The organism is Winogradskya humida (assembly GCF_016862215.1).
In the GTDB taxonomy this organism is placed as follows: Bacteria; Actinomycetota; Actinomycetes; order Mycobacteriales; family Micromonosporaceae; genus Actinoplanes; species Actinoplanes humidus.
The window spans coordinates 37,728-60,911 of record NZ_BOMN01000087.1 but is presented as its reverse complement, the minus strand read 5'-3'; the positions used below and the strand labels follow the sequence as shown (position 1 = coordinate 60,911).

At 70.1% G+C, this 23,184-nt stretch carries 15 protein-coding genes; 1 reads left to right on the top strand and 14 read right to left on the bottom strand.

The genetic code is table 11. The features are described 5' to 3' along the window. Positions 1-95 precede the first annotated feature (95 nt). Positions 96-530 carry a PRC-barrel domain-containing protein gene (locus Ahu01nite_RS30150; RefSeq protein ID WP_203840057.1) on the top strand — a complete coding sequence of 145 codons (435 nt, stop codon included), beginning with the start codon at positions 96-98 and terminating at the stop codon, positions 528-530. 44 nt (positions 531-574) lie between these two features. Here Ahu01nite_RS30150 and Ahu01nite_RS30145 read toward each other — a convergent pair whose 3' ends face one another. The 14 genes from Ahu01nite_RS30145 to Ahu01nite_RS30080 form a co-directional block, all read right to left on the bottom strand. Continuing rightward, on the bottom strand, positions 575-5,056 hold the full coding sequence (locus Ahu01nite_RS30145) for a glycoside hydrolase family 2 TIM barrel-domain containing protein (RefSeq protein WP_203840056.1): 4,482 nt from the start codon (positions 5,054-5,056) through the stop codon (positions 575-577). Between the two features lie 96 nt (positions 5,057-5,152). Beyond that, a complete protein-coding gene (locus tag Ahu01nite_RS30140; protein WP_203840055.1) occupies positions 5,153-6,010 on the bottom strand; it encodes a carbohydrate ABC transporter permease in 858 nt (285 codons plus the stop codon). Positions 6,011-6,013: 3 nt separating this feature from the next. Continuing rightward, positions 6,014-7,000 carry a carbohydrate ABC transporter permease gene (locus Ahu01nite_RS30135; RefSeq protein ID WP_203840054.1) on the bottom strand — a complete coding sequence of 329 codons (987 nt, stop codon included), beginning with the start codon at positions 6,998-7,000 and terminating at the stop codon, positions 6,014-6,016. Positions 7,001-7,007: 7 nt separating this feature from the next. Then, positions 7,008-8,294: an ABC transporter substrate-binding protein gene (locus Ahu01nite_RS30130; RefSeq protein ID WP_203840053.1), complete on the bottom strand. Its 1,287-nt coding sequence runs from the start codon at positions 8,292-8,294 to the stop codon at positions 7,008-7,010. A 190-nt stretch (positions 8,295-8,484) separates the two neighbouring features. Further along, positions 8,485-9,729: a CE1 family esterase gene (locus Ahu01nite_RS30125; RefSeq protein ID WP_203840052.1), complete on the bottom strand. Its 1,245-nt coding sequence runs from the start codon at positions 9,727-9,729 to the stop codon at positions 8,485-8,487. A 14-nt stretch (positions 9,730-9,743) separates the two neighbouring features. Then, complete coding sequence (locus Ahu01nite_RS30120) at positions 9,744-9,857, bottom strand: cellulose binding domain-containing protein (RefSeq protein WP_203840051.1); 114 nt, start codon at positions 9,855-9,857, stop codon at positions 9,744-9,746. A 14-nt stretch (positions 9,858-9,871) separates the two neighbouring features. Then, positions 9,872-11,251 carry a non-reducing end alpha-L-arabinofuranosidase family hydrolase gene (locus Ahu01nite_RS30115; RefSeq protein WP_203840050.1) on the bottom strand — a complete coding sequence of 460 codons (1,380 nt, stop codon included), beginning with the start codon at positions 11,249-11,251 and terminating at the stop codon, positions 9,872-9,874. A 22-nt stretch (positions 11,252-11,273) separates the two neighbouring features. Beyond that, positions 11,274-12,602: an extracellular catalytic domain type 1 short-chain-length polyhydroxyalkanoate depolymerase gene (locus Ahu01nite_RS30110; RefSeq protein ID WP_203840049.1), complete on the bottom strand. Its 1,329-nt coding sequence runs from the start codon at positions 12,600-12,602 to the stop codon at positions 11,274-11,276. After that, the gene (locus Ahu01nite_RS30105) at positions 12,599-14,230 is read right to left on the bottom strand and encodes a glycoside hydrolase family 27 protein (RefSeq protein ID WP_203840048.1); all 1,632 of its coding nucleotides are present in this window, start codon (positions 14,228-14,230) and stop codon (positions 12,599-12,601) included. Before Ahu01nite_RS30105 ends, Ahu01nite_RS30110 begins: the two co-directional genes overlap by 4 nt. 3 nt (positions 14,231-14,233) lie before the next feature. Then, positions 14,234-15,391: a ricin-type beta-trefoil lectin domain protein gene (locus Ahu01nite_RS30100; protein ID WP_438874843.1), complete on the bottom strand. Its 1,158-nt coding sequence runs from the start codon at positions 15,389-15,391 to the stop codon at positions 14,234-14,236. Positions 15,392-15,764: 373 nt separating this feature from the next. Next, on the bottom strand, positions 15,765-18,467 hold the full coding sequence (locus tag Ahu01nite_RS30095) for an FtsX-like permease family protein (protein WP_203840047.1): 2,703 nt from the start codon (positions 18,465-18,467) through the stop codon (positions 15,765-15,767). Beyond that, complete coding sequence (locus tag Ahu01nite_RS30090) at positions 18,464-21,574, bottom strand: FtsX-like permease family protein (RefSeq protein WP_203840046.1); 3,111 nt, start codon at positions 21,572-21,574, stop codon at positions 18,464-18,466. Before Ahu01nite_RS30090 ends, Ahu01nite_RS30095 begins: the two co-directional genes overlap by 4 nt. Next, a complete protein-coding gene (locus Ahu01nite_RS30085; RefSeq protein ID WP_203840045.1) occupies positions 21,571-22,248 on the bottom strand; it encodes an ABC transporter ATP-binding protein in 678 nt (225 codons plus the stop codon). The genes Ahu01nite_RS30090 and Ahu01nite_RS30085 overlap by 4 nt, the downstream gene beginning before the upstream one ends. Next, positions 22,245-23,123, bottom strand: coding sequence for an ABC transporter ATP-binding protein (locus Ahu01nite_RS30080; RefSeq protein ID WP_203840044.1), 879 nt, complete (start codon positions 23,121-23,123; stop codon positions 22,245-22,247). Before Ahu01nite_RS30080 ends, Ahu01nite_RS30085 begins: the two co-directional genes overlap by 4 nt. Between the last annotated feature and the right edge of the window lie 61 nt (positions 23,124-23,184).

Here is a 23,184-nt window from a genome sequence, read left to right as displayed (position 1 = left end):
GGTCCGGTCCGCTCCGGGCACCGACGATTCGGCGCCTCTCTGGCGGGTATCCCGTGAGAGAAGGGCAGCAATCAACGTCAACTTTGGAGGTCGTGATGCAACCACTCTCGTTCGTTCCGTGGGCCTGGCGTGAGCCGGGGACCCTGGGCGGTCCCGCCGCCACTGACGACCCCGATCGCACCGGCAACGACAGTGCCCACGCCGACGAGCAGGCGAGCGCGGATCTCGCCGGCTACAGCGTCGAGGCCACCGACGGGAGTATCGGCAAGGTCGACGAGGCCACGTACGACGTGGGCAGCGCCTTCCTGGTGGTCGACACCGGTCCGTGGATCTTCGGCCGTAAGGTGCTGCTGCCCGCCGGCACGGTCCAGCGCATCGACCACGACGAGCGCACCGCGTACGTCGACCGGACCAAGGATCAGATCAAGAATTCCCCGGAGTACGACAAGGACACCTTCAGTACGCCGCAGTACCGCGAGCAGGTCGGCAGCTACTACACCGGGAGCTACCGCGACACTCCCCCGATGTGATCACCCCGCGCCCCTCGTGAAGCCGTAGGCGCGGGAGGTGTGGTTCAGCAGTCGAGGCGGGCGTACGCCCAGTCGCCGTGGTCGTTGCCGTTGCCGTCACCGGCGTCGGTGACCCTGAGGTTCATGGTGGTGGCGCCGGATATGTCGAGGTCGAGGGGCTGGGCCGGGTCCGTGCCGGTGCGGGTGCCGGACGCGAACCGGCGCTCGCCGTCCAGCCAGATCTCGAAGGCGACCGTGCCACCGCTGCCGGTTTCGTCGTCGACGCCGACGTCGGCGCGGAACCGGGTGCAGGAGCCGCCCAGGGGGACGTCGATCGACGAGGTCGCGTGGGCGCCGAGGCCCTTGTCGTAGACGGTTCCGCCGATGGTGAGGGCGTTGCCGTCGGTGGCGCCCTGTTCGCCGTTGCTGCGGTCCTTCTCGACCGGGCCCCAGCCGTTCGAGACCGGGGTGTACGGCCGGTCGCTGAGCCACGACCAGCCGGCGGGCAGCGGCACGGCGACCGTCGTGGTCGCGGTGGTGCTGGAGCGGAACCCGGTGGGGGTTGTGGTGACGGCCGTGGCGGTCAGCGGGTACTTTCCGATGTCGGTGCCGGCCGGGGCGGTGACGGTGAAGGTGGCTGTTTCGCGGTCGGTGACGGCGCCGAGTGAGACCGATTCCGGGGAGACCGTCCAGCCTTCGGGCGCTGCCAGGCGTACGGAGGCGTCCTGCAGGCCGGACGCGCAGCGTGACTGGACCGGAACCTGGACGTCGACGGGGGTCGCGGGCTGGATCTGCGCCGGCGCCAGCACGGAGACCGAGGGTGGGCAGGGTGCCGGGACGTCCGAATCGGGCACGCCACCGGCCGCCGCCTCCGCGCGGGTGAGGGGGCGCAGCACCAGTTCCTGGTGGTAGGGCTGGGTCGGGGAGAGCCGGTAGGGCGCGAGGACCGAGTTCGGTGTCTCGCCCATGCCCGTCTCGCCGGCCTCGGCGTGCAGGGTGACCCAGCCGCGGTTGCGTACGAGCGGGAGCTGATGGTCGTACTCCGCGCGGTCCAGGTTGTCGTAGGCGGTGACGCTGACGTCCTGGGTGCCGCCGACGAGCAGCCCGGCGCGCCCGTCGGTGAGGGCGGCCCAGCGGGTGTCGGTGTGGTTGCCGTTGGCCTGGGGCCGGGAGTAGCGCACGTACTGATCGTCGACGGTGCTGGTGTAGACCCCCATCGGGGCGCCGCTGCGCCGGTCGTTGTAGCTCTCCTGCGGGCCGCGGCCGTAGTAGGCGAACCGATGCAGGGAATCGGGCACCTGCAACGAGATGCCGACCCGCGGCAGGTACGGCAGGGAGGTGATCCGCGGTCCGGAGGGCACGACGTCGTGCGCGAGGATGATCGTGCCCCGTTTGTCGATGCGGTACCGCATGGTCTGGCCGAACGAGATCCCGGTTCCCGCCGCGGTGCTGCGGACCTCGACCACCACGGCGTCGGCCTCGGTGCGGGTCGTGACGCCGGTGACCGTGGTGCGCAGGGCGTCCAGACCGGTCTCGTGCCAGATGCGGCGGTCGTCGGTGCCCCAGTCGTACGTCTCGTTGCTCGTCGGTGGCCGGTAGACGTCCAGGGCCGGGGTGCCGTGCAGCAACTCACGGCCCGCCGCGCGCATCGAGGTGAGCAGGCCCGCGTCGAAGCGGTAGGTGAAGTCCTTGCCGGACACCGTGATCCGGTCGCCGTTGCTGGAGAGGGCCGGGGCGCCGGTGACGGGAAGCGGCAGGATGCCGGGCACCGCGTGACCGCCGGCCGCGAACTGGTCGTGCCCGACGATCCAGCCGCGACGCGCCCACGCGTGATCGGTGTCGCTGGCCGCTTCGACGCTCAGGAAACGCTCCCGGTCGCCGGGATTCGCCGGGAGCGGACCCGGGTCGAGGTCGTAGGTCGCGCCGGGTTCCAGCCGGACCTTACGGCTGCCGCTGCGCAGCGTACGGTCCTGTTCGGTGAGCTTCCAGCGCAGAGTGACCGCGAACGCGCCGGCCTGCTGCTCGTTGTGCACGTGGACGGTGTCGCCGTCGCGGGTGAACCGGATCGGCGCCTGCGCCCAGGCCATCTCGGCGGTCTCGGGCTGCACGTAGCGGTCCGAACCGACCAGTCCGTCGGTGCCGGAGAGGCTGATGCCGAGGCTGAGGAAGTCGCCTCGACGCTGGAACGTGTCGAAGTTCAGGGCCAGCACGGCGGTACCGGACGGGTCAGCGGCCAGGTCGTCCGGGGAAAGCGCCTTGGAGTAGATGCGGGCGTCGTCGATCAGGCCGCGGCCGAGGCGGGCGCTCCACAGGTCGTTGTCCTGCTGCGTCTCGGCGTTGTGGCCCAGGTTGACCTCCCACAGGCCGGGGTCGACCGCGCCGCTGCGGGGTGTCGTGGCCCGTTCGGTGCCGTCGATCAGCAGGTGAAGGGTGGTGCCGTCGTAGCTGCCGGTGACGCGGTGCCAGCTGCCGTACCAGTCGGCGGGAACGTCCGCGGTGACGGCCTTTCCGTCGACGCGGAATTCCAGCGTGTCGCGATCGGTCATCTGCAGGGCGTACGACTGCCCCTTGGTGAGGATCGGGAAGCTGCCGGCCCACTCCCCCGGCTTGACCCACGCGTCGAGGGTGAGGGGGCCGGTCAGGTCGAGGCGCGGGTCGCGGAAGACGTCGACGAAGTCGTCCAGGCTGGACAGTTCGACGGCGTTGCCGTGGTGGCCGGTGGTGGTGCCGGGCTTGCCGACCAGGAAGGCCTGGATCCCGTTCGCCGTGTCGGGGGTGACCACGAGCGGCTGGCGCAGGTTCTGCTCAGCCCAGTCCCAGATGAAGCCACCCTGCATCTGCGGATACTCGCGGGCCAGGGCCCAGAACTGGTCGAAGTTGCCGAGCCCGTTGCCCATCGCGTGGGCGTACTCCCCCATCACGATCGGTTTGGTGCTGCTCAGCGTGCGGCTCTCCAGCCGGGCCGGGGTCGGGTAGCGGGGGCCGTCGACGTCGGCGTACGGTGCGTCGCCGTCGGGGCTGTTGGACTGGTGATAGAGCAACCGGGTCGGCTCGTTCGCGTCGGCCCACGCCGCCATCGCGTAGTGCGCGGCGCCGAGCCCGGCCTCGTTGCCGGTGTCCCAGAAGATGACGCTGGGATGGTTCTTGTCGCGCTCCACCATCGCGCGGAACCGGTCGGCGAAAGCGGCCTGCCATTCCGGGCGGTCCGCGAGACAGACCGACGGGCAGGACTCGTGGTTGTGCGTCTCGATGTCCACCTCGTCGTCGATCCACAGACCGTGCCGGTCGGCCAGGTCGTAAAGATAAGGATCAGACGGATAATGCGATGTCCGTACGGCGTTCAAGTGCAGTTTCTTCATCAGGAAAACGTCGTCGCGCTGGGCTTCGCGGGTGACATGCCGGCCGGTGTCGGGATCGGTCTCCGCGCGGTTGGTTCCCTTGATCATGATGCGCTTGCCGTCGACGAGGATCTGCCGGTCGCGCACCTCGATGTCGCGGAAGCCGACGGGCTGCGCGGTGGTGTGCAACGACCTGCCGCGGCTGTCGAGCAGTTCCAGCACCAGCGTGTAGAGGTTCGGCTCCTCCGCGCTCCACCGTGCCGGGTTCACCACGGGTGCGGTGAGCGTGACCCGGCCGGTGCCCGTCGACGCGCTGACGGTGGTGACGGTCCGGCCGCTCGCGTCGCGCAGGGTGCCGCGGACGGTGAACCTGCCGGCGGCACCGGCGACGTCCACCCGGGCGCTCAGCGTGGCGCCGTGGGTCGTCAGGTAGGCGTCCCGCAGCCGGGTCGGCCCGGTCCGGTAGAGCCACACGTCGCGGAAGATGCCGCTGTAACGCCACTGGTCGAAGTCCTCGAGGTAGGCGCCGGAACCCCAGCGATGCACCTGCACGGCGATCGTGTTGCGGCCCGGGTGCAGGCGCTCGGTGACGTCGAACTCCGCCGGGGTGTAGCCGCCCTGGTCGTAGCCGACGTAGCCGCCGTTGACCCAGACCAGATAATTGCTGGTCACACCCTCGAAGCGGAGGAAGACACGGTCACCGGACCAGTCCTTCGGCAGGTCCACCGTACGAAGGTAGGCGCCGGTCGGGTTGACGTCGTGCGGAACCTTCGCCGGGTCGTCCGGGACGATCTCCGAGGGAATGTTGCGGAACATCGGGTGGTCGATGAAGTCGGACTGCCACGTGTGCGGCACCCGCGCGGCAGGCCACCTGCTCGCGTCGAACCCGGCGTCGTGAAAGGCCGCGGGAACGTCATCGGGCCGGTCGAAGATCTTCAGCCGCCAGTCGCCGTTGAGCGAACGCACCTTCGGATTTGCCGCGTTGTGGCTGGTCACATCGGCGGCCGCGGCGGAGGCATCCGGGTACGGCCGCAGGTCGGCGTGCGGCTCCTCCTGGCCCTCGCCGGTGAGCTGGGGATCCTCGAGATACCGGTAGACCTCCGCAGCCGTCCGGGGCCCACCGGGCACGGGTTCCACCGGCGCCGCCGCAGGAACCTGGCCCGGCACGACCAGCACGGCGACAACGGCGGCTGCGGAGATCCACGACATCGGGGGCTCCCGTCAGTAGGTATTGCATCGAACACAATCAATGCAATGCCGTTCTGTCAACCTCCATCCGGGTACCGGCGGCGCGGGAACGAGACCTCACCCCTTGACCGCGCCGGTGAGACCGCCGACGATGCGGCGTTGGAACAGGCTGAAGAACACCAGCGCCGGGATCATGGACAACGAGGTGAACGCGAGCACCTTGGCGGTGTCGACCGAGTACTCCGACGCGAATGCCTGCACACCCAGCGGCAAGGTGAACGTGTCCTGGTCGTTCAGGAGGAAGAGGGGCAGCAGGTAGCTGTTCCAGCTGTTGACGAACGCGAGGATCCCCGTGGTGATCAGCCCCGGCACCGAGAGCGGCAGCACCATCCGCCAGAAGAAGCCGAGCCGGCTGCATCGGTCGATGGCCGCGGCCTCTTCGATATCCTTGGGGATCGCCTGGAGGAAGGGCACCAGGATGATGACCGTCGTGGGCAGCGCGAAGGCGATCTGGGGAAGGATGACCCCGGGCAGCGTGTTCACCAGGCCCAGGTTCTTCACCAGAATGTACAACGGTGTGATCGCCACCGTCGCCGGGAACATCAGGCCCGCGGCGAACAACGCGTACATCGCTCCCCGCCCCCGGAACCTGTACCGGGCCAGGACATAACTGGCCATGACACCCAGCGTGACGACGCCGGCGGTGGTGGCCCCGGCCACGATCGCCGAGTTGCCGACCTGGCGCCAGAAGGCGTCGCTCGCCAGGACGCCGGTGTAGTTGCCGAACACCCACGGGTGAGGCAGCCCCGCGGGATCGGTGGTGATCTGGGAGTTGGTCCGGAAGCCACCGATGATGATGTAGAGGACGGGTCCGAGCATGACCCCGATCAGCACGAGAGCGACGGCGTAGACGATCGGGTCGCTTCCGCCACGGCCGTGGCCCCCGCCCCGCCGGGACGACCTGGTTCCGGCCATGTCCTACCGTCCTCCCGTGAGAGCGCCCTGGGTGTCACGGCGCAGGACGAAACGCTGGTAACCGAGCGCGATGATCATCGAGATGAGGAAGAGGACGACCGCGACGGCGTTGCCGTACCCGTAGTTGCCGGCGTTACGGCCCTCGGTGACCAGGTACGTCGCCATGGTCGAGGTGCCCGCCGTCGACGAGACGTACTGTCCCCAGATGATGTAGACGAGATCGAAGAGCTGCAGCGCACCGATGATCGACAGGAAGATCCAGATGCGGATCGTCGGCCCCAGCAGGGGCACCGTGATCCTCCGCTGGGTCTGCCAGTACGACGCGCCGTCCATCGCGGCCGCCTCCGTCAGTTCCTCCGGGATGTTCTGCATCCCGGCCAGGAACAGGATGACCGCGAAGCCGATGTACTTCCAGGTCAGGATGAACATCAGGGTCCAGATGGCGAGCTTCGGGTTCGCCAGCCAGTCCTGCGCCAGCCCGCCGAGACCTATCGACCTGAGGACGCCGTTGACCGCGCCGCCGGCTTGCAGCAGCAGGCCCCAGGCCGTCCCGGCGATGACCTCGGCGATGACGTACGGGACGAAGATGAGCACCCGGATGACCGACTGGCCCCGCATCCTCTGATTGAGCAGCAGGGCGAGACCGAGCCCGATCGGGCCCTGGATGAGGAGCGAGAGCACGACGATGAGCCCGTTGTGCCACAGCGCTTCGCGAAACGCCTTGTCCTGCAGGATCGTGACGTAGTTGTCGAGGCCGACGAAGGTGGTCGGCACGCCGAAACCCTTCCACCGGTAGAAGCCGTAGTACGCGGCCATCAGCACGGGAAGGATCACGAAGGCGAGAAAGATCAGGATCGCCGGACCGGACAGCGCTGCGATCTCCAGACGCTGCGCCCAGCCGATGCCGCGCCGCCGGCGGCGGACCGGAGACGGGGGCTGCTCGCCGCCCCCGATCCGCACGCGGCTGCCGGGCACATCCTCCGTGAGCACGGCGCCGTCAGCCCTTCTTGGCGGCGTCGTTCACGGCCTTGATGATTCCGGCGACGTCGCCCTTGCCGGCGAGCAGGTTCACGACACCGATGTTCAGCGCGTTGCCCACGTTCTGGCCGTAGACCGTATCGAGCCACTGCGAGACGTACGGTGCCGTGTTGTAGGCCGCCAGAACCGCCTTGAGATAGTCCTCGGTGACAGCTCCCTGAGCCTGCTTGTTGACCGGCAATGAGTTGAAGGCCTTGTAGTAGGCCTCCTGCACGTCCTTTGTCAGCAGGTAGTTGAGGAAGTCCGAGCACTCGTCCGGTGCGTCCTGCGAGCACGAGTAGCCGTCCGTGCCACCCATGATCGCAGCGGGGCCGCCCTGGCCGCCGGGTACCGCCGGGAAGGGGAAGAACCCGAGATCGGGCAACGGCTTGGTGTCCTTCGTCAGGGAGGCGATCACACCGGGATCCCAGGAACCCATCAGTTCCATGCTCGCCTTGTGGTTGGCCACCAGGCCCGCGGAGCTTCCCGCGCCCTGCTGGGCCGAGATGGTCAGGAAGCCCTCGGTGAACGGTTTCGTATCGGCGAAGGCTTTGAGGTCGGTGCCGGCCTTCGTCCAGCAGGGGTCGCTGAACGTCCGGTCCTTGGCGGCCGCGTCCAGCGTGGCCTGGCTGCAGGCGCGCAGAGCGAAGAAGTAGTACCAGTGGGCGGCAGGCCACGCGTCCTTGGCGCCGAGGGCGATCGGCGTACCGGCCGCCTTGAGTTTGCTCACCGCTGTGGTGAGATCGTCCAGGGTGGCCGGTGGGGCGGTGACACCGGCGCTGCGGAACAGATCCTTGCTGTACCAGAAACCTCCCGGCAGGACGGAGATGGGTACGGCGTACGCCTTGCCGTCGACCTGCGCGGTCCGCAGCGCCGCGTCGCCCACCGCCTGCTTCGTCTCGGCGGTGATGTCGTCGGTGATGTCCTTGAGCTGGCCAGCCTCCACCATGGCAGCCATCTTCCCGCCGCCGCGCTGCAGGAAGATGTCCGGCGCCGAGCCGGAGTTCAGCGCGGTCTGCAGCTTGCCGTCCAGATCCTCGTTCTGGACGGCCTGCACCTTGATCGTGACGTTCGGATGGGCGGTGTGGTAATCGGCGGCCGCCTTGTCCCAGAACGCCTTGCCCGGCCCGGTGGTGGAGTTCTCCCACAACTGCATCGTGACGTTGCCACCTCCCGACCCGTCGTCATCTCCGCCCGAACAGGCAGCCAGGCTTCCTACGCCGATGACGACGGCTGCGGCCAGAACAAGGGCTTTGCTGGGAGCCACGAGAATCACCTCTCGGATCCGAAAGTTACGGAATGTTTCCGGAACGTGACGCTCAAGGTAAGAAGTGATACATGGGCATGTCAAGATATTGGTGAAGAACGATCGCTGGCTGCATATAGCGGCCAGAGATCGATAATTATCGGTAATTTCGCGGATATGGCAGAGGCAGTACCTGGTTGTCACTCCAAGGTCAGACCGGGGTGCAGGTGGCTGACGGAACACTGTTGGTGCCGGTCCAGGTGCCGAGGAACCCGAAGGTGGCCGACGCACCCGCACCGAGGGTGCCGTTGTAGGTCTCGTTGGTGACGGTCTGGGTGCTCCCGCTCGAGGTGGTGCGGCCACCCCAGATCTGACTGACGGTCTGGCCGTCGGCGAACGTCCAGCCGACCCGCCATCCGCTCAGCGCCGACGCACCGGCGGTCACGGTGACCTCGGCCTGGAAGCCGCCCTGCCACTGCCCGGTGATCCGGTACGCGGCGCTGCAGGCCCCCGCCCCGCCCGGGGGCGGCGAGCTCGGTGAGGCCGGTGGCGAGCTCGGTGAGGCCGGTGACGAGCTCGGTGTCGTGCTCGGCAGCTGGGTGAAGAACCGCCAGATCTCCCCACCCACCCAGGTGCGGGCACCGCTGGTCGCGGTGGTGCCGTCCACCGGCTCCGGGGTGTGGTCACCGTCGAACGCCGCCCACTCCACCGGGTACCCCGCCCGGCAGCCCGAGTACGTCGTCGCGATGCGGGTGAGGCTGCCCTGCGCCGGCTCCGGCGGGTTCTGCGGGGTGCATCCGTTGTTGCGGACGAAGGTGTCGCGGATGGACCGGCCGAGCGAGATGTTCAGCACGCTGTCGTGGATGCCGTGGATCCCCAGGTAGGCCACCGGCTGGGTGCCGGGGCTGCAGCCGCTGAGGTTGGCGCCGGACAGTACTGCCACCGCGCGGAAGACCCCCGGCCGCGCACAGGCGACCGCATAGCTCATCGAGCCGCCGTAACTCCAGCCCAGGGCGAAGAGCTGCGACGTGTCGACGCACAGGTCGCCCTCGATCAGGGCGGTCAGGTTGTCGACGAGGGTGAGGTCCCGGCCACCGGTGTTCGCCCAGCCGTTGTCGATGCCCTGCGGTGCGACCAGGACAGCCGAGTTGTCCGACAACTGCTGGAGCCCGTAATAGCCGGCGCCTGCCACATTGCCCGCGGTCCCGTTCAGCCAGTGAAAGGCGAAGATCAGTTTGTACGGATGGTTCCGGTCGTAGTTGTCGGGCACCCGCAGGATGTACGACCGGTTCTGGCCGCCGCTGGAGATCGTCCGGGTGCCACTGGTCAGGGTGGGCGCCTTACCGCACCCGGCGGTGACCGCGGCGTCGGCGGGAGCCGCCGTCACGATTGCCAGCGCCGTCGCCGCGGCCAGCACTCCAGCCACGGCGGCGCCGGCGAGTCTGCGTACCAACATCATGGTTCCTCGATTCACGAGACGGTGGAGCAGGAGATTCCGGTTCCGCCGCCGGACCCTGTGCCCTGGAAACCGAAACTGGTGCTCTGGCCAGGGGCCAGCCGGCCGTTGTGGCCGGCGTTCGTCATCGTGACGGTGCCGCTCAGCGCTGCAGGGTGAGCAGGCCCGGCCGCCACGGCAGGCTGTTGTAGTCGCCACCGGCATTGGGGTCCTTGCCCTGGTACAGCAGCTGCAGGTTGCAGGGATCGACGGTCTTGGTCTGATCGGGATTGGTGCGCACGAGGTCGCCATGGCTGATGTCGTTGGTCCACGTCGCACCGCTGTTGGCCTTGCCCGCGAACGGGTTGCTCTCCGTGGCGGCCTGCGGGGTCCACGTGCCGCCCAGGCTGGAGGACGTGAACGACCGGAAGTAACGCCCGTTCGCGCCGATCGCCTCGACGATCATCAGGTACTGGTTCTGGCCCTGAACCTTGTAGACCTCGACCGCCTCGAAGAGGTTGTTCGTCGAGTCACTCATGATCGTCGTGTACGACGAACCGAAGCTGCCCGGGAAGTTCCCGATCGGCATACTCGCCCGATAGATCTTGCCGTTGTCCCCGGCGAAGAACAGGTACATGTTCTGCCCGTCACCGATGAGCGTCTGATCGATCACCCCGGTGCTGGAACCGGTGATGCTGCCGGTGAACAGCGTCTGCGCGGAAGACCAGCCGTTGGGGTTGGCCGGGTCGGTGGACGTCTTGTAACTGAACGCGGTCGGACCCCACTGATACGCCAGCACCCAGATGTTTCTCGGAGCGAAGTAGAACAGCGTCGGCGCCACCGTGCCCTGGCTCATCCCGTTCTGACTCGCCGACGCCATATCGGACCAGTTCGTGAACAGACCGAAATTCATCGAACCGTACGAACCACCGGACACGTTCGACGCGTACACCAGATGCTTGCCGTTGTAGACCACATTCGTGAAGTCCTTCAACGAGGTCCAGCCGTTCTTCGGACTCGTCAGCGAACCCGTCGAGCTCCAGCGGTACGTCGACGGGAGCGCGCACGTGGCGGGCGGGGACGACGAAGGAGGTGACGCCGGCGGGGAGGTCGGCCCGGTCGATCCGGTGCAGGTCACGCCATTGACCGCGAAGCTGCTCGGGGCGGGGTTGCTGCCGCCGGACGACCCGGTGAAGCCGAACGACACCGTGCCGCCGGTCGCGACCGCGCCGTTGTAGGCGACGTTCTTCGCGCTCACCGCGGCCCCGCTCTGCGTCACGGTTGCGTTCCACGCCTGCGCCACGGTCTGCCCGGCTCCGTACGACCAGGTCAGGGTCCAGGTGGTGAGCGCATCACCGAGGTTGGTGAGGGACACGTCGGCGTTGAACCCGCCCTGCCATTGCGACGACACGGCGTAGTTCACCGAGCAGCCCGCCGTCGCGGCGTCCGCCGGCAGCGCCGCGAGGACCGCGGCCGAGGCCAGTAGCGGCAGGCCGGCCGCCAGCGCGGCGTATCGGAACGTTCGGGACCGGGAAGTGGTCATCGGAGATCTCCTCCTTGGGGAGTCATCGGGTGCAGAGGGTGCCGTTGAGGGAGAACGCGGTGGGCGTACCCGTGGTGCCGGTCTGGCCGGCCTGGAACCCGAGGTCGACCGACCCGTTCGCCGGGATGGTGGCGTTGTAGGACACGTTCGTCGCGGTCACCGCTCCGGAGAGGGGCGCGTAGGTGGCGTTCCAGCCGGAGGTGATCGTCTGTCCGGCGGGCAGGGTGAAGGCCAGCGACCAGCCGTTGACGGCGGCACCCCCGGTGTTGGTGATCGTGATGCTCTCGGTCAGCCCGTTGTTCCAGGCATTGACCGTGGCGGCGACCCGGCAGGAGCCCGAGCCGGGAGTGCCGGTGGACGGCGAGGTCGACGGCGGCGTCGACGACGGCGGGGACGACGGTGGGGTGGTGGTGCTGTCCAGGCCCAGGAAGGAGATCGCGTACGCCAGCTGCCCGGTCTGCGGCAGGGCGTGCCCGACACCGGCGATGCTGACGCCCTCGACCGTCGCCCGGGTCCCGGTGTCGCCGTAACGGGCACGCGTCCAGGACTGCTGGGGATGATCGGTGAACGCGGGCGTCTGGCTCAGCCCGTGCAGTGCCGTCCACTGCTTGATCTCCTCGCCGAAGTTCGGATAAGCGAGGGTGGTGTCGGTGTCGCCGTGCCAGAGCTGGATTCGCGGGTAGGCGCCGGTGTAACCCGGGTACATCGCCCGGGCCTGGCTCGCCCACTGGTCGGCGGTCTTCATCAGGCGCCCGCCGGAGCAGGTGCTGTTCCACAGCGATCCGTCGGTGGTGGCGAAACAGCCGGCCGGCACGCCGGAGAACGCCGACGCCGCGGAGAACACGTCCGGATACTGCGCGGCGAGCACGTTGGTCATCATGGCGCCCGAGGAGAAGCCGCTGACCACGATCCTCGCCGGATCAACGTTGTAGTGCGACCGGGCCCAGGCGACCATGGACATGATCCCGGTGGAATCGCTGCCGCCGTCACGACGCAGCGCCTGCGGGCTGGATACGTCGAAACAGCTGCCGCTGCGGGTGGCTTCCGGCAGGACGATGACGTATCCGTAGCGGTCGGCCGCGGTCACGTAGTCGTGGCCGTTGCCGTTGAAGATCCCGGCGGCCGAGCCGCTGCAGTAGTGCACGAGGAGCAGCAGGGCCGGCTTCGGTGCCACGTTGTTGGGCACGTAGACGTACATGTTGAGGTTTGTCGGATTGCTGCCGAAGCCGGTCACCCGGGTCAGAGCCGCGGCCTGTGCGGGCCCGGCGGCCAGCAGCACGGATGCGGCGATCAGGGCCAGCAGGGCAGCCGCGAGCACAGCGCGGAGGTTGGTGATGCGTGATCCGTTCATGATCGTGTCCAGCGCTGGTTGGCGGCTGCGGAGCAGGTCCACAGCAGGGTGAGGGTGCCGTTGGCGGTCAGGTTGTGGTCGACGTCGAGACAGAGGCCGGACGCGGTGCCGCGTACGGTGCCGTCGGTGCCGAACGTCCACTGCTGATTGGTGGCGCCGTTGCAGTCCCAGAGCTGCACCTTCGCGCCGGCCGTGGCGCCGATCGGGGCGTCCAGGCACTTGCCCAGCGCCTGCAGGGTCTGCCCGGACACGGCCCACCGCTGGTTGGTGGCGCCGTTGCAGTCCCAGATGACCGGCTGCGTACCGTTGGTGGTGGCGCTGTTGGGCACGTCCAGACAGCGTCCGGATGACGCGCTGACCAGGGTTGTCGTTGACGGGGTGGGTGGGTTGCCGGTGCTGCCGCCGCTCACCCGGTAGACGACCGTGGCGTGCGAGGGAACGCTCGCGGAGATCGTGCCGCTGGTTGTCGTGGTGGCGCCGGTCCAGGCGTCGACGAGGGTGAACGACGAGCCGCTCTTGCCGATCGCCGCGGCCGTGGTGGAGATCGTCCGGGTGGAGCCCGACTGGTTGAACAGCGCTACCGCGACGTCGTCGTTGGCCAGGCGCTTGGCGAGCACCCGCTGGTTGCCATCGGCCACGATCGAGCTCGCCTGCAGGCCCAGGGTGTCCTGGTTGATCGCGATCAGCCGGGTGTTCTTCAGGATCGTCTGGGTGGCGGAGCTCATGGAGCGGATGTCGTTGCCGGCGATCAGCGGGGACGCCATCACCGCCCACAGCGCGAAGTGGGACCGCTGCTCGGCGTCGCTGAGCGTGCCGCGACCGACCTCCATCATGTCCGGGTCGTTGAAGCCGCCCGGCCTCGCGTACCCGGCGAGCGGGACGTTGACGTCGACGATGTTCTTGACGCCCATCGGGTACCCGTTGGTCTGGCCGGTGTCCCAGGAGAGCTGGATGTCCTCGGTGGTCCGCCAGATGTTCGCCACGTCGCCCCAGTTGCGCTGCGGGCCGGTCTTGGCGTGCACGCTGTTGGAGTTGATGCTGTAGAGGATCGGCCGGCCGGTGGCAGCCAGCGCGTCGCGCATCTTCGCGAACGTGGAGACCTGGTCGTTGATGGTGCCGGTGGGCGAGCACCAGTCGTACTTCAGGTAGTCGACTCCCCATGCGGCGAACTGGCGCGCGTCCTGCGCCTCATGACCCTGGCTGCCGGTGGCGCCCGGGTACGAGTTGAAGTACTGCGCGCACGTCTTGTCCAGCGGCGCCTCGTACAGGCCGAACTTCAGGCCCTTGCCGTGCAGGTAGTCGCCGAGCGCCTTCATGCCGCTGGGGAACCGTGTCGGATCGCCCTGCAGATTGCCGGCCGAGTCCCGGTTGGGGTTGAACCAGCAGTCATCGACCACTACGTACTGGTAGCCGGCATCCCGCATTCCCGTGCTGACCATGGAATCGGCCATCTGCCGGATCAGTGACTCGCTGATGTTGCAGCCGAACGTGTTCCACGAGTTCCAGCCCATCGGCGGGGTGCGGCCCACGCCGTTGTCCAGTGCCTGCGCCGCGGGTGCGAAACCGGCTGTCACAGTGCCGGCCGCCAGCAGCAGCCCGGTCAGGAGTGCGGTTCTCAGACGTCTCATGACTCATCGCCTCGTCCAGATTTGGTTGGTTGCCGTGCCGCAGGTCCAGAGGATGACCGGGGTGCCGTTGGCGGTGGCCCTGCCGCTCACGTCGAGGCACAGCCCGGACTGCGCGTTGCTGATGGTGCCGTTGGCGTTGAGGTTCCACTGCTGGTTGGCGGCGCCGCTGCAGTCCCACAGCTGCACCTTCGAGCCCGCGGTGGCACCGGTCGGTGAGTCCAGGCACTTGCCCAGGGCCTGCAGTGTCTGGCCGGTGGCTGTCCAGCGCTGGTTCGCGCCGCCGGAGCAGTCCCAGATGACCGGCTGCGTGCCGTTGGCGGTATTGCTGCCCGGCACGTCCAGGCAACGGCCGGAGGCCGAGCCGACGAGCGTGCCGCCGGCGCCGCCGGTGCCGGGGTCGCCGATCGAGCCGGACACCGAGCGCAGAGCCGAATACCAGGTGGCGGCCATCTTGTCGTAGCCGCCGGAAGTGGGATGCACGCCGTCGATCAGATCGCCCGTGGTGAGCGCGGCGTGCATGTCGACGAGGTGGACCCGCTTCCCCGCGGCGGCCTTGCTCTGCACGATGCCGGGCACCGCGGCATTGAACGTGCGGGCCGCGGCCTCCTGGCCGGCCGACGCCAGCGGGATGATCGTCGCCACGAACACGTCGGCCGAAGGCGCCGCGGTGGTGATGTGGTCGATGAGGGTGGACAGCCGGGCCGGTGCGCCGGCGACGTTGTAGTTCTGCAGGATGTCGTTGGTGCCGATGTGCAGCAGCACGGTGCGTGGAGCAGCACCGGCCAGCCAGCCGGTGACGTTGGCGTCGATCTGGTCGATCCGCCAGCCGGGGTGGCCCTCGTGGTCGTGGTCGCCGAGCGCGGCCGGGCCGTTGAACTGGGTGCCGACCAGGTCCACGCGGTAGCCCGCGGCGGCCATGCGCTGCCACAGCCCGATGCGGTAGCCGCCGGGCACCTGGGTGCCCTCGGTGATGGAATCACCCAGCGGCATGACCCGCACGCCGCCGTTGGACTCGGCGGCGGCGATCTCCGCCGGAACGGTGATGCCGGCCGCTGCGATCATCGCACCGAGCACGGCCGCGAAGAGCCGACGTCTTCTCCCTGACATGGACAGTTCTCCTTCCTCGTCGCCCATCGAGGCCATGGCAACGATCGACGTCAATGCAAAAAGGTATTGAATCGCGCGACTGAGGGGAGATCAAACCACTTACTTCGAACAACAGTGAGCGTTAACAACGAATATCACGGATGTTACGGGAGCGCTCCCACTTGCACAACGTAGCCGGTCATTCATCTGTGGAGGTTTATCGATGTCCAGCCTTGAGCTGCATTGCAGCGGACAGGGGCTGCGTGAGGACGCGCGTTGTAACAGTTTTTTCCGCTACGGTTTACGCTCATCCTGAACTACGCGAGCGTGCCCATTAGGGCGAGCGCCGTCGTCAACGCTTATGGCGTCGACATGCTCAAATAGGCGTTGAATCGGTGCGGGCCACCATGACGGTGACGGCCGCGTCGTCCGGCAGCTTCACCCCGGGTCAGGCGCCGCCGACGCGGAGGACCTCGCTGAGGCGGTTGCGGCGGCGGACGGCGGCCTCGACCCGCACCACAGCCACCACCATGACCAGGAACGCGGCGGCGACGACCACCACGCCGGCCCAGGGCAGGAGCAGAGCCGGGTCGCCGGGCTGGCCGGTGAACAGGCGCAGCCCGAGCGGCCCGAGCGTGAGGACGGCGAGCAGGACGCCCAGCACCGGCCCGCCCAGGGCAGCGACCAGGGCGAGCGGCAGCAGCTCCCCGGCGGCGACCCGGCGGGCCTCACGGGTACGCAGGCCGAGCGTCCGCAGCCTGCTCAGGGTCTGCCAGCGTTCCGGTGCCCCGGCCGCCGCGTCGAGCGCGAAGCCCAGCAGCCCGAGCGCGAGCAGCGTGAACGCCGATGCCCAGGCGAGCCGGATCAGCCCGGCGACCAGCGGTGCGTCCCGGCGTTCCCGCAGCACGTCGGTGCGGGCGACGACGTTCGCGCCGGCGGTGGTCTCCGCCGCGGCGGCGGCGCCGGGCCCGGTGACCCAGATCGTGTTCGGGACCATCGGGACACCGGCCGCGGTCAGCGTCGCCGCATCGGCCAGCACCACGTCGCCGGTGTCACCGATCGCGTCGGTCGTGGCGACCGCGGTGAGCGTGACCGCGGGTGCGCCTTCCGCCTTCAGATCCATGGTGTCCCCGGCCCGCAGCGTGCCCTCCGAGGAATGCACCAGCACCGGGACCGGGCCGGCGGTGGCGGGCAGTGCGGGCAGCGGCGGCCGCGCGGAGCCGGCGAGCAGAACGCGATAGGCGGCACTGTCGACCACGATCAGCCGGACCTGCCGGGAAGCGCCTCCGACGACCACCGGGGTGGCGGTGGTGACCTCGGCGGCGACCGCGTGCCGGACACCGGGAGCGGCGGCGACCCGCTCGATGAGGGCGGCGGTGGTCATGGCCGGCTGGTCCGGAAGGTCGATCCGGGCATCCGCGCCGACGCTGCGCCAGGCACCGTCGGCGAGCCCCGCGCCGACGGTGCCGCTCAGGGTGAGCGCGAAGGTCGCCAGCGCGGCCGAGGAGACCAGCGCCAGCACCGGCAGGACACGCCTCGCCGCGAACGCCGCCCGCGCTGCACCGAAGACGGCCAGGGGCCTCGTCGACTTCAGGGCCTGCCGCAGGGCCAGCCCGGTCGTCACTGGTAGCAGTCGCAGCAGCAGTAACGCACCGGTCAGTGCCCCCAGGGCCGGTGCGGAGGCCGGAAGCAGCACCGTTCCCCCGGCCGACGGCGAGGCGCCGCGCTGGTGCAGTACCGTCACGGCGATCGCCGCTGCCGCGGCCACGGCCAGCTCCGCGGTCAGTCTGCGCAGCGCCCCTGTCCGCTCGGCCCACCGCCGGGCGCTGCGGTTGGCCGGGCTGCGCTTGTCCCGGGTGGCCCGGTACGCCGTGACCATCCCGAAGCCGGGCCCGGCCAGCACCGCGCTCACTCCGGCGGGCAGCAACCATCCCCACGCGACACCCCCGGCGACCGCCCACGCGATGAGCGCACCCACCACCGTCGCGGCGACGGTCAGCACCACCGATTCGAGCAGCAGCTCGGTGCCGAGCGCGACGATCGATGTACCGCGCTGCCGGGCCACGGTCAGGGCCGCGGCCCGCCTCCCGGCCAGCAGCTGCGCGGCCAGCAGCAGAATCAGAACGGTGACCAGCAACACCGCGCTGAGCAGCACCGATGCCTGTGCTTGCGCCGCGTCGACCCGCTCTCGCACATCACGCAGCACCCGGTCGAGCTGGGTCGTCCACTGCGCTGCTCCACCGCGTCCGGCGGAGGACCCGGACGTCGCCTTGAGTGTCAGCACAGCCGCCGCGAGCCGCTCGGCGGAGTCGAGGGTCAGCACCGAGGCGTCGGGGCGGAACCGGACGGTAAGGCTCACATCGTCGATGTCGAACGCGAGGCGCGCGTCGGGCAGCGACTCCGCGACGAGCAGCCCCCCGAACCGGGTGATGCCCGGCCCGTCCGCACCGGGCTGCGGGTCGAGCAGCCACGGAGCGACCTGCCACGCGAGGTCGTCACGGTCCACCGGGCGGAACACGCCGCTCACCCGTACGTCGCACGGGTTGCCGTCCACGTCCTCGGTCTGCAGCCGGTCACCCGGTCCGATCCCCAGCCGCGCCGCGGCGGTCTCGGAGATTCCGGCCTGCACCGGCCACGGGTCTCCCGTGTACGGCACCTCGCTGTCCGGCTGCTCGGCGGAGGATCGGGGCGCGGCACCGGAGATCCAGGTGACCGCCGGTTCCGAGGTGCCCGCGACGTAGGCGAGCCGGAAACTACGTGGCTCGCTGCCCCCGAGGATCTTCAGGTACGGACCGCCGGCGAACTCGATCGGCGGGGCCAGCTGATCGCGCAGCGGGCCGAGCTGATCGAGGGCCCGGTCACGCAGGCTGTCGAGTTCCTCGGCGGAGCGCGGGTCGCGGACCCGGCCACCGCTGACGCCGTCGTCGTACTCCCAGTCGGAGCGGACCTGAACGTCAGCCTGCTCACCGGCCGTCCGTACCGCCTGCCGGACGGCCTGGTCCGCGGTCTTGGTCAGCAGCACCGGCACGGAACCGGCCAGCACCGTGACGGCCGCGACCACCACAGCGGCCAGCGTGAGCGGACCCGCGTCGGCCCGGGCTCGGCCCCGGACGCTGGGCCAGTGCACCGCGGGGAGCAGACGCCGGATCATGACGCCACCCGCAGCTGCGCGGCACCGGCTCGCCGGGCCTGGACGGCGGCGACCACCCCGACAGCAGCCGAGCAGCCGGCCAGGAGCACGAGGATCAGGAGACCCTCCGTGGCCCAGGGCCAGACCGGAACGACCCCGGGCACGGGTGGGGCACCGGTCTCCGAACGCACCATCAGCGGCGTGACGATCCACGTGGCCAGCGCGCCGACCAGTGCACCCGCGCACAGCAGCGGGATCAGGACGAACGCGTGCTGGCCCAGCAGAACGGTGCGGATCTGCCTGCCGGTCAGGCCCAGACCACGCAGGCGTGCCACCTCGACGGCCCGGTCCCGCAGGTCGTGGGTGACGTGCAGCAGCATTCCGGCGAACAGCAGCAGCACCGCGGCCGGGACCAGCAGGCGCAGCACCGCGGGGAGCCCGGCGTTGAGCGGACCGGCGGTGAGCCGCGCGCTCTCGCCGTCACGGGTGGTGACGGTGCCCAGGTGCAGCGCGGCGATGTCTGTCCTCTGCGGTGCTCCGGCCCACCAGGCGTCGACCGGGCTCTGCAGATCGCCGTGCGCGGCCAGAACCCTGGTGAGCGTGTCGAGGTCGGCCAGGACGGCGGCGTCGCCGGGTGCGGAGGGAACGCCCGGCACGACGCCGGCTACCTCGACGGGTACGCCGGTGTTTCCGACCAGGACGTCCAGCTTCGCGCCCGTCGTCACCCCGATGCCGTCGGCCAGGGCCTGGGAAAGGATCACCGGCACCGTCCGTGGCGCCCGGAACGCCGTCGCGAGCAGGGTCGGCGTCGCGTTCGAGTCGCCGCCGATCTGCACCCTGGCGGTCATCCGGACGGTGCTGCCGGTGGCGGCCAGGGCCGGTTGCAGCAGTTGCCCCGCGTCCGGCAGGGCCGACGTGACGGTCCAGGAGCTCAGGTCACCGACGGGCGCGGCAAGGCGGAGATCGGCGGTTACAGCAACGGTGTTACCCGGCGAGAAGTAACCGGGCGCGGTCTCGACCGGCAGCGCCACCGCGATGAGTTGCATCCCGGCCACCGGCACGCATCCGGTGATCGGATGCCGGGTCCCGTCGAGGGGGACGGACGCGGTCGTGCAGGTGGTCCGCAGACCGGAGGAATCCTGCAGGAGCAGGGCCGGGGTCGTGGTCAGCGGGATGTCACCGGCTCCCGTCGCTGCCACCGAGAACGTGCTGCCCGCTTGCAGGGGCACGCCCTGGACCGGTCCGTCGGGGGCGAGACCGCGGGTCACCTGCGTCCAGTCCCGCTTCCCGGGCAGTCTGCCGCGGAACAGCTCGTTCGCGTGGGTGGTGTCCGCGGCGACCAGCCGGGGCGGTGTGCCGTCGCCGAGCCATTGGCCGACGGCCAGGCCCCGGTCCGCGGCGGGGCTGACGACGGCCGCGCCGGTGGCGGCGGTGATCGCGGCGCCCTGCCCGGCGACCGGCGGGCGTGCGAGCGCGACCGCCAGGTCGGTGCCGACGGCCAGGGCCGCCTGGTCGCGCTGGGACCGGTGCCAGGTGCTGTCGAACGACACCCCGAACGTGGCGGTGGCCGTCGCCAGGCAGATCAGCAGCCCGGCCGCGGCGGCCTGGGGGCGGCGTGCCGCCTCGAACGCGGCGAGGGGCAACGGCAGCGCGTCGGAGCGGCGGGCGAGCCGGTCGGCGACCCGCAGCGCGGGCGGGACCAGGCGCAGAGCCAGCGCGGCACCGGCGATCAGCAGGAGCGCGGGGGCGAGCACCTCCAGCAGGCCGGTGCCGGTGCCGCGGGCGTGCAGCTGCCACCAGCCGAGCGCGGCGAAGGCGACCAGGAGCAGGTCTGCCCCGGAACGGGCAAGAGCCTCCCGTCGTCCCCGGTCACCGTGCGGGGCTTCGGTGCGGATCGCGAGGAGCACCAGGACGACAGTCAGGGTCAAGGCACCGGCCGCCACCACGAGCAGCTGCGCACCCGCCAGCTCCGGGCCGGTGGTCAGCCCCGCACCCGCCATAGGCGGAAGGTGGCTGAGGCCGCTGTGGACCAGTGCCGACAACGGTACGGCCAGCGCCGCCGCCACGAGCGCGATCGCACCCGCCTCCACGATCGCCATGGCCACGCGCTGAGCCTGGCTGGTGCCCATCGCTGACAGCAGCGACGTCTCCGCCGCGCGCAGTCCGGCGGTCAGGCGTCCCGCGAGGGCGAGGGCGACCGCGGTCAGAACGGTCCCGAGCACCGCGACCGCGAGCACGGCCGCTTCGGTGACGTCCTGCTGGTGCTGCTGGGCGCGCAGGGCATCCGGAAGTTCCGAGGCGACCCGGGTCAGCCTGGCCCGGTCGCCGAGCGTGCCGGTCAGCCGCGGATCGGCGTCGCGCACCCCGGCGGCCACCGTGGCCAGCGTGGCCGGTGTGGCGCCGGAAAGGTCGGGTCGGGCGACCACCTCCATGCGGCTCAGCGAGGAGCCGCCCGTGACGAGGCCGTCGAGGCCGACGAGGAACGGCCCGTACGTCGGGAACCTCCGCATGGTGCTGCCGTCGTTGAAGTCCGCCTGGTAGCCGGTGCCGGCGAGCAGGTCGCGGTCCCATCCGGCGTTGGGCAGCGGCCGGGCGATGCCGACAACGGTCAGGTCCACCGCGGGAGCGGGATTCTCCGGTGGCTTCGCGGCCAGGTGGACGATGCTGCCGACGCGCAGGCGCAGCAGCTTGGCGGTCGGCTCGAGAAGCACCGCTTCCCCGGCGGCTCCGGGCCAGCGGCCCGAGGTCAGCGCGGCCCGGTCCGGGAGGTCCTCGACGCCGGAAAGGTATGTCCTCGCGTCGTCGTCGCGCCCGGGTAACGGCCGCAGGACGGAGGAAGCGCGAGCCGCAGTCCGCGCGGGGAACGGCGCCAGCGCTGAGGTCAGCACGTCACGGGTGGCGTCGACGACCGCCGCCGCGTCCGGCCCGCCGACGGATGACGTGTACGCCGTCACGGTCGTCTGCTCCGGAGCGGTCCGGTTCGCCGCCACCCCCAGCGCGACGTCGGCGCTACGGGCCACGAGCAGCGCGCACACCCCGAGCAGCGTCGCGCCGAGCGTCACCACGGCGAGCAGGGCGGCCAGGACCGGCCATTGTGCGCGAGCCCTGCGGCGTACCAGGGCGATCATTGCTCGAGACGCCCGTCGCCGATCCGGACCACCCGATCCGCGAGCGCCATCATCACCGGGTCGTGCGTGGACACCAGCACGGTCACGCCTTCAGACTCGACCACACCGCGCAGCAGCGCCATCACCGATCGGCCGGTGTCCGCGTCGAGTTGCCCTGTCGGCTCGTCGGCGATCAGCAGCCGGGGCGAGGCCGCCAGGGCACGGGCGATCGCCACCCGCTGCTGCTGCCCGCCGGAGAGCTCACCGGGGCGCTGCTCGGCGTGCTCGGCGAGCCCGACCAGGTCGAGCAGCAGCCGTACCCGTTGCTCACGCTCGGCGGCCGGGGTGCGGGCCAGCCGCAGCGGCGCGCCGACGTTCTCCGCCGCGGACAGCACCGGGATCAGGCCGAAGGTCTGGAACACGTACGACACCTTGTCGCGCCGCAGCTGGGACAGGCCGTCCTCGTCCAGGCCGGTGATCTCCTCGCCGTCGATCAGCACACTTCCGGCGTCCGGGCGGTCCAGTCCGCCGATCACGTTGAGCAGCGTGGTCTTACCCGAGCCCGAACGACCCACGAGCGCCACCATGCGCCCCGCCTCGACGTCGAAGGAGACATCACGCAGGGCATGCACGGCGGTCGGTCCGGCGCCGAAGGTCCGGCTGATGCCCCGTACGGTAACCAGCGGCGCGATCACCGGCCGGACCTGTCGGGGTGGATCTCGACGTGCCCGGTCTCCAGAGCGAGCCGCACCCGGTTCGACAGCTCGAGGGTCTCCCTGTACTCACGCGGTATCTGCACCCGGCCCGCCCGGTCCATCACCGCGTACTCCTCGGCGATCACGTGGGTGTCCCCGTCCTCGTTCGTGGCCGTGCGCCGCAGCACCTCACTGCTGGTCCGGCCGTCGCGGATCGCCACGGTCCGCTCGACCTGGCCGCTCACCGCCTGATCATGGGTGACGATGACGACGGTCACGCCGAACTGCCGGTTGACCTCCCGGAGCGCCCCGAAGACCTCGGTCGAGGTGGCGGTGTCCAGCTCACCGGTCGGCTCGTCGGCGAACAGCACCCGCGGTTCGTTCGCCAGCGCGACCGCGATCGCGACCCGCTGCTGCTGGCCGCCGGACATCTGGCCGGGCTTGCGGTCCGCGCAGTCGGTGACCCCCAGCGCCGCGAGCAGTTCGTCCGCGCGTTCACGGCGTTCCTTCACCGGTCTGCGGGCGGCCACCATGGGCAGGTCGATAACCTGCCGGGAGGTCAGGTACGGCACGAGGTTGCTCGAGGTCTGCTGACGCACGAACCCGACCATGTGCCGCCGGTACCGGACCCGGTCCGCGCGGGACATGGCCAGCAGATCCCACTCCTCGACCCGGGCCTTGCCTGCGGTCGGTGCGTCGATCCCGGCCAGGATCGACAGCAGCGTCGACTTACCGGACCCGGACGCACCCACCACGGCGACCATCTCGCCGCTGTCCACGACCAGGTCGAGGCCCTGCAATGCCTGCACCTCGATCGAGCCGGTCTGATAGATCCGCACCAGGCTCTCACAGACGATCAGCGCGCTCCGGGACACCGTTCCCCTGCCATCGGCTCGTTCATGGGCGGATCTTTGTATCACGGCGTTGCCTGTACGC